Origin of the sequence: Brevibacterium mcbrellneri ATCC 49030 (assembly GCF_000178455.1) — a bacterium.
GTDB classification, from domain to species: Bacteria; Actinomycetota; Actinomycetes; order Actinomycetales; family Brevibacteriaceae; genus Brevibacterium; species Brevibacterium mcbrellneri.
Map to the genome: position 1 here is coordinate 47,749 of NZ_ADNU01000036.1, position 7,006 is coordinate 54,754.

Here is a 7,006-nt window from a genome sequence, read left to right on the forward strand (position 1 = left end):
TAAAAGGGTGGACACAAAGAAGATTCTTCGCGTGATTGCCGGTGCGGGGGTAACGGGTGCCGTCGCAGCTGGTGTGTGGGGCGCGTGTATTGAGCCGCACCTTTTTACTGTGCGACACCAGACGTGCCCGGTTCTGCCTCCCGGCAGTAAGCCGCTACGGGTTTTGCACATCAGTGATCTGCACGTAGCGCCGTGGCAAAAGCACAAGATCAACTGGGTCCGTTCGCTTGCACAACTCCAGCCAGATTTGGTGATTAACACCGGCGACAACTTTGGGTTCAACTCGCTCGAAACCGTTATTCATACGCTGAATCCACTCACCGCGTTTCCCGGGATCTTTGTTTTTGGGTCGAATGACTTCCACAGCCCAGCTCTGAAGAACCCGGCCAGGTATCTCATGGGGCCCAGCGAGGTTAAAGAGAGCGAACCGGATCTGCCCGCTGACGACCTGCGCCGGGCACTCACGTTGCGAGGTTGGAACTTTGTGGACAATTGCAACGCAACCGTTGAGGCAAACGGTCTGACAGTTCGCGCCTCGGGCGTGGGGGATGCGCACATGAACAACGCCCACCTGAGCGCACAACACCCCAGCTTCCAACCCGGCGCCGACCTCAACGTGGGCGTCACCCACTCACCCTATTCCGCCTCGGTCGACGCTTTGATCCACGCGGGAGCCCACATTGTGTTCGCCGGCCACACTCACGGCGGCCAGATCCGCATTCCCGGATACGGGGCGCCCGTCACCAACTGTGACCGACCTCGGGACGAAGCACGCGGCCTGTTCACCCGGTCAGGTGTACCTGTTCACGTCAGCGCAGGGCTGGGGTTCTCAATTTTTGCGCCAGTTCGCTTTGCTTGCCCGCCCGAGGTGACGCTTCTGAAACTCGTGGCGCGCGAATCCTGAGCAGATACTCAGTTTCTGCTGAATCTGCAGGCTTGCTGCCATCGGTACAATGTTCGCATGGTGTCTTCTGCGTCCAACAAAAAACCCAACCGCTTATCTCTGCTCCTGCAGTTCATCGCAGTCAGTGCAATCGCTGGGATTGTGGGTGCCGGTTTGGCGATCCCGTCAGTGGGTGTCGCCTCAGTCGGTGCTAAGAACGCTGCCGATATCTTCAATTCACTCCCCGCCGAGCTGGAAGAACGTCCTCTAGCAGAGCAGTCCAAGATGCTGGCCGCCGACGGCTCGCTCATTGCGAGCTTCTACTGGCAAAACCGTAAAGAAGTCCACATCGACGACATTTCGCAACACATGCAGGACGCAACAGTTGCGGTGGAAGACGAACGCTTCTTCAAGCACGGTGGCGTGGACCTTCAGGGTATTTTCCGCGCGCTGGTGCACAACACGTTCTCTAACTCCAAGCAGGGTGGTTCCACGCTGACACAGCAGTACGTGAAGAACGTGCTGTCAGAAAACGCTCACTCGCAAGATGACGCAGATGGCGTGGAAGCAGCAACAGAAGCAGACGGTGCCGCGGGGTATGCGCGTAAGCTTCGCGAAATTAAGTTGGCGACCGCGCTTGAAAAGAAATACCCCAAGATTGAAATCCTCAACCGGTACCTGAACATCAACAACTATTCAGGTTCTCCGCGAGTGTACGGTGTGGAAGCTGCCGCTCACCACTACTGGGGTATTAAAGCTAAAGACCTCAACATTGAACAGTCCGCATTGTTGGCTGGTGTGGTGAAGAACCCGGCAGCATACAACCCAGAACGTTTCCCGGACCGCGCGTTGGAACGCAGGAACATTGTCTTGGGTCAGATGCTGAAGTACGACTACATCTCGCAGGAAGAATACGACAAAGCTGTCAAAACTGAATTGGGCCTGAAAATCCACAACACGCCTAACGGTTGTGCCGCGGCCAAAGAAGCTGCGTATTTCTGTGACTACGTGCAGCGTGTTATTGAAAATGACCCGGTTTTCGGTAAGACAAAAGAAGAGCGCGCCAACGTCCTTGCCCGAGGTGGTTTGACGGTCAAGACGACGCTCAACCGGGATATGCAAAAGGCTGCAGATAGCACCGTGAAAAAACGGATCCCAGTGGGTGACCCATCGGGCGCAGGGCACTCGATTGTGACGGTTGAGCCTGGAACCGGAAAGGTTCTGGCGATGGCCCAGAACCGTAACTACTCCGTGGCTGAAGGCAAGAAGAACGTCGATACACAGTTGAACTACAACGTGGACCGTAAGCACAACGGCGCGAGTGGGTTCCAGGTGGGTTCGACGTGGAAGCCTTTTGTGCTGGCTGAATGGTTGCGTGAAGGTAAGAAACTCAACACTACGGTGGATGCGACGAAACGAACCTACTCTGCTGGTTCGTGGAAGTACGACGGTTGCCCATCCGTAGGTGGTAGCTGGAACCCCAACAACGCCGGTGACGGTGGAGGGTCTAGTTCGATGACCGCGCTACAAGCCACCAAGAAATCAGTGAACACCGGATATGCGGCAATGGGTAATCAGCTCAATATGTGTGGAATCATGAAGACTGCACAGGCATTGGGGCTGAAGTACGGAAACGGTGAACCGTTGGACGAGCCACAAGAAAACTGGAAGAAGGAACGAAACCTCTACATTTCCTCCATGCCTTCTTCGATTCTGGGCACCACGCCGGTGGCGCCGATCGACATGGCTGCCGCGTATGCGGTGTTTGCCTCAGGCGGTACATACTGCAAGCCGTCCCCAATTGACAGCATCAAGGACGCAGAAGGCAAAGACGTTAAGGCTCCAGACCCCAACTGCCACGAAGCGATCGAGCCCGGTGTAGCTAAAGCAGTGGCGTACGCGCTGACACAAACCTTCAATGGAGGTACAACCTCACGTTTGAGGATCGGCGCTCCTGCAGGTGCCAAGACTGGTACTACGAACTTCGAAGTTGGTCACACATGGTTGCTGGGCTTTACGTCTACCCTATCGACCGCTGTGTGGACAGGTGACCCGGACGGTGTGCGCGACTGGCGTAAGAACTCAAAGGGTAAAGTCCGCGGACGCGTGTACGGTGGAACCATCTCTGGCCCATCATGGCAGTCATACATGAACAAAGCCATCAAACACACGAAGGGTAACGAAGGTTTCCGCGCACCCGGTTCCATGATGGGCTCCGACGGTGGCGTTGGCGGTGGAGGTAACAGCGGACCTGCCCGCAAACCTAAGAAGCCGTCTAACAACGGTGGTGGTGGCTCCAGCAACAACGGCGGCGGTGGAGGTGACGGCGGCGGCGTCAACACCATCGGTGGCTAGGACCGCTTGACCCTGATCACTGAGCGCACCGCAGGGTGCGCGAAGAAAGGTAACAACATGCAAAAGTGGGAATACGTAACTGCACCTCTTCTCATCCACAACACTAAGCAGATTTTGGACATGTGGGGCGAAGACGGTTATGAACTGGTCCAGGTTGTACCTGGTCCCGATGGCCAGGGCCTGGTCGCCTACTTCAAACGTCCTAAGCAGGAGGGCTAACAGTGACAGTCGCGGAGAAGCTCACGGAACTGGGCATCCAACTGCCCGAGGTTCCGGCACCTGCTGGGGCTTATGTTCCAGCCGTGGTCGACGGTGACCACGTGTACACGTCGGGACAGTTGCCATTTGTAGACGGGGAACTGGTCAACCCCGGTGTGCTGGGTGACTCAGTAACGGTTGAGGCCGGTTATGACGCGGCGAGGCTGTGCGCCATCAACTCGCTTGCAGCGATCCAGTCTGTTGTGGGCGACCTGGACCGTGTCAAGCAGGTGGTGAAAGTCGTGGGATTTGTGGCCTCTGCGCCCGGATTTGACCAGCAGCCACGTGTCATCAACGGAGCGTCCGAACTGCTGGGTGAAGTGTTCGGTGAGCGTGGCCAACATGCACGTTCGGCAGTGGGCGTGTCAGCGCTTCCTCTTGGCACCTCGGTCGAAGTTGAAGTCACAGTACGAATCTAAGGTTCGCGTCGAGTTACACACGTAAGGACATCCCCTGCCATACCGTTCGCACACGATCCCTGCTTCAACGGGGCTCACAAAAATCTTGGACATGTTTGAAGGTGGAAAGCGAACGCTCACACCTCCTCAACCGCTACCTGCATCAGCAATTGTTCTGATTCGCGATTCGGAACACGGCGTCCAGATGTTCATGACACGCAACGTGAACGAACCTGGGCAGGACGGTCGCAACCGGTGGGACTTTCCTAGCGGGCAGGTGCGCCCCTCAGACTCGCGCTGGTTGCCCATGGCAGGAGCCACACCTGAGCGGTGTGCGCAGATGCTGCGGAAAACCAACGTTACGCGCTCACTTGCGTACTTCGTGGCCGCTGGGCGTATTGCGTTGGAACTCACTGACGTACTTGTTGCGCAGACCGCTAACGGAACAATTGCAACCGAAGCTGACGTGACGTACGTGCGTGACTCTCGCGCTGAACTGTTCCAGAAAAAAATGGCCTTTGGGGATGTTCTGGAAACCCGCAACTTGGAGTTTCGCCCCGACATGCTGCGCCCGTGGTTACGCTGGGTCAACACCGAATGGCAGCTCAAGCGTTTCGACACCGTGTATTTCACAGCCGTGATGCCACCCGATCAGAGTGTGAACTTCGAATCGTTCACTGGTGCCTGGGGTGGTTGGGTGAGCCCAGCAGAAGTCTTGTCGATGTGCGGGGAAGACTCTAGCGACTTTATCAGCGGCCCAGTGCGCCTCATCTGCGAATCGCTTTTAGGCGTGCCAAGTGTGGCCGCGGCAATGTGCAAGATCCGCGACGTGACACCAATTACTCCCGAGGTATTTAAAAAAGACGGGACATGGTGGGTGTCCTTGGACCCGCATGCTGACCCTTCAGAACGGGGACGTACGCGACAGACCGAGGTGGTTGACACCTCGGGCGACGAGGAAGGCGAGGACCCGCAATCCTTGACCTCTGAGCTGGAAGAAGTCGATGGCCCGGCGAACTCTAGCGAGGTGTGAGCAGGGTCAGCTGTTCAGTAAGTATTCCAGCTGTGCGGATACCGACGATAAGACGGCGGGGCGCAGTTTCTGCGGGACGTCAGCGTAGACGATGTCGGCAATCCGGCCGGCGTACTCTTGTGAGATTCCTCCGGTGGCGTCGGTTTCGATCTGGCCCGCCTGCTCAACGACTTTGCTCACCTGGTTGAGACGGTCCTTGCGGTGCGAAATGTAGTAGTCAACAACAGCGCGGGGGTCTTGGATGGTGGGGCCGTGGGCAGGTTCGATGAGATCGACCGTGTGGTTCACCAGATCAGAGATCCGTTGCATAGACTCCAGATACTGTCCCACTGAACCTTCCGGATACATGATGACGGTGGTTCCCTCGCCCAGGATCGTGTCGCCGGAAAAAAGAGTGTTCCCGTGGAGCACGCTGATGGAGTCCGCGGTGTGCCCAGGTGTGGGGATGAGCGTGAGGCAGTCGTTTGTGTGCGAACCGAATGCGACCACGTGTCCTTCTGGGTGTAGCGACGTTAGCGCTGGTGCACCTTGTGCAAAGGTCTCATCGACCGCGTAAACAGGTACGCCGGGGGCCCATTCGTGCACGGTGCCAAGCATTTCGGAATGGTCTGCGTGATGGTGAGTGAGCACAATAGCCGTGAGCGTGGCGCAGTCGACGGCGTTTTCAAGAGCTTGCTTGTGGCTAGCGAGCTCGGGGCCCGGGTCAATCAAGGCGACGGTACTCAGATCGTTTGACGGCACGATGTACGAGTTTGTGCCGTCAAGCGTCATTGGGGACGGGTTGTTCGCTGTCACACGGATATGTGGCTCCATTGCCTCTCTTTCCTCACGTGGACGTTAAGTGCATTCATGTTACGTATGCGGTCCATGAATACTGAACCCGTGTCCACAGTGTGGTTACCCGAACGTAAAGCGAGGGTGATAGAAACAGAAGCGCGCCTGGCACATAAGCCAGGCGCGCTTCGAATGTGTTTACGTGTGCGTGGGTTTAGTGCGCGCGGTGTGTCAAACGGTCGAGGTCCAAGATGACAACCGAACGGCCCTCAAGGCGGATCCAGCGACGTTCAGCGAAATCAGCGAGCGCCTTGTTCACAGTTTCGCGTGACGCGCCAACAAGCTGAGCGAGTTCTTCCTGGGTGAGATCGTGGGGCACCAGAATGCCGTCTGGAGCAGGCTTCCCAAAACGGTTCTTCATGTCGAGGATGGCCTTAGCGACGCGGCCAGGAACGTCGGAAAACACCAGGTCGCCAACAGTTTCGTTTGTGCGACGCAGTCGCTGTGCAAGCGCCTTCAGCAGGTTCATGGCGGCCTGCGGGCGTTCTTCAAGCCAGTGGAGCAGGTCTTCGTGCTTGAGGCTCAAAACCTCCGACTGTGAAACAGCAGTCACCGTGGATGAACGCGGGCCCGGATCGAACAATGCGAGCTCACCAATGATTTCGCCGGGGCCCACAACCGACAGCAGGTTTTCGCGTCCGTCAGAGGATTCGCGACCCACTTTAAGCTTTCCGGTGGACACGATGTAGAGTTCATCTCCGCTGTCCCCTTCGTGGAAAAGGGGAGTGCCACGGCGAATACTGCGCGGTTTCATGAACTTCATGAGGGCGCTGGTCGATTCTTCATCTAGTCCGGCGAACAGGGTCGCGTTGCGGACGACTTCGATGTCCACTATCTACCTCCATGGGAAAAAGACTTTGGTACAAACCTACCCGTTTTGAGGCGCTTGTCACACTTCAACAGGCGAAGTGTAACGATCTTTTAAGCGTTTCAAGAGCGGCGCCAGGGCGCCTGTTTCATGCCTCTGATCTGCGTATTGCATAAGCTGGAGGAATGAAGTCAGTCATCCCTGCCCGAAAACGACGCCAGTTCGCCCAGGAGACTCGTTTGGCGAAAGTGCGTCGTGCGCGCAAGATCGACAGGATTCTTGCACAGGTGTTTCCGGATGCGCGGGCGGAACTTGACTTCACCAACCCGTTTGAACTTCTTATTGCCACGGTGCTTTCAGCTCAAACAACGGATGTGCGCGTCAACCAGGTGACGCCTGCGCTGTTTGCGCGCTATCCCAGTGCGCACGAACTTGCA

8 protein-coding genes are annotated in these 7,006 nt (G+C 56.9%); 6 read left to right on the forward strand and 2 right to left on the reverse strand.

Going from position 1 to position 7,006, the window contains the following annotated elements; translation table 11 throughout:
* Positions 1-7 precede the first annotated feature (7 nt).
* The 5 genes from HMPREF0183_RS05810 to HMPREF0183_RS05830 all read left to right on the forward strand — a co-directional run bounded on the left by HMPREF0183_RS05810 (position 8) and on the right by HMPREF0183_RS05830 (position 4,927).
* Complete coding sequence (locus HMPREF0183_RS05810) at positions 8-904, forward strand: metallophosphoesterase (protein ID WP_005883851.1); 897 nt, start codon at positions 8-10, stop codon at positions 902-904.
* Between the two features lie 57 nt (positions 905-961).
* Positions 962-3,238 carry a transglycosylase domain-containing protein gene (locus HMPREF0183_RS05815; RefSeq protein ID WP_005883853.1) on the forward strand — a complete coding sequence of 759 codons (2,277 nt, stop codon included), beginning with the start codon at positions 962-964 and terminating at the stop codon, positions 3,236-3,238.
* A gap of 57 nt (positions 3,239-3,295) precedes the next feature.
* Positions 3,296-3,457: a Sp36 family protein gene (gene sp36, locus HMPREF0183_RS05820; protein WP_284925847.1), complete on the forward strand. Its 162-nt coding sequence runs from the start codon at positions 3,296-3,298 to the stop codon at positions 3,455-3,457.
* A gap of 2 nt (positions 3,458-3,459) precedes the next feature.
* Positions 3,460-3,915: a RidA family protein gene (locus HMPREF0183_RS05825; RefSeq protein WP_005883857.1), complete on the forward strand. Its 456-nt coding sequence runs from the start codon at positions 3,460-3,462 to the stop codon at positions 3,913-3,915.
* 91 nt (positions 3,916-4,006) lie between these two features.
* Positions 4,007-4,927: an NUDIX hydrolase gene (locus HMPREF0183_RS05830; RefSeq protein WP_005883859.1), complete on the forward strand. Its 921-nt coding sequence runs from the start codon at positions 4,007-4,009 to the stop codon at positions 4,925-4,927.
* A gap of 6 nt (positions 4,928-4,933) precedes the next feature.
* Here the strand turns inward: HMPREF0183_RS05830 and HMPREF0183_RS05835 are convergent, their stop codons facing one another.
* Together HMPREF0183_RS05835 and HMPREF0183_RS05840 are read right to left on the reverse strand one after the other, a co-directional pair.
* Positions 4,934-5,740, reverse strand: coding sequence for an MBL fold metallo-hydrolase (locus HMPREF0183_RS05835; RefSeq protein WP_005883861.1), 807 nt, complete (start codon positions 5,738-5,740; stop codon positions 4,934-4,936).
* A gap of 175 nt (positions 5,741-5,915) precedes the next feature.
* Positions 5,916-6,593, reverse strand: a complete 678-nt coding sequence (locus HMPREF0183_RS05840) for a Crp/Fnr family transcriptional regulator (RefSeq protein ID WP_005883863.1) — start codon at positions 6,591-6,593, stop codon at positions 5,916-5,918.
* Between the two features lie 161 nt (positions 6,594-6,754).
* On the opposite strand from HMPREF0183_RS05840, the gene HMPREF0183_RS05845 reads away from it, so the two are divergent.
* Positions 6,755-7,006: endonuclease III domain-containing protein (locus HMPREF0183_RS05845; protein ID WP_005883865.1), on the forward strand; the 252-nt coding region annotated here is incomplete at its 3' end.

Bases quoted from the DNA above. Each gene is read 5' to 3' on its own strand.
- HMPREF0183_RS05815 (WP_005883853.1), top strand. From the start codon at position 962: ATGGTGTCTTCTGCGTCCAACAAAAAACCCAACCGCTTATCTCTGCTC.
- HMPREF0183_RS05835 (WP_005883861.1), bottom strand. From the start codon at position 5,740: ATGGAGCCACATATCCGTGTGACAGCGAACAACCCGTCCCCAATGACG.
- HMPREF0183_RS05830 (WP_005883859.1), top strand. From the start codon at position 4,007: ATGTTTGAAGGTGGAAAGCGAACGCTCACACCTCCTCAACCGCTACCT.
- sp36 (WP_284925847.1), top strand. From the start codon at position 3,296: ATGCAAAAGTGGGAATACGTAACTGCACCTCTTCTCATCCACAACACT.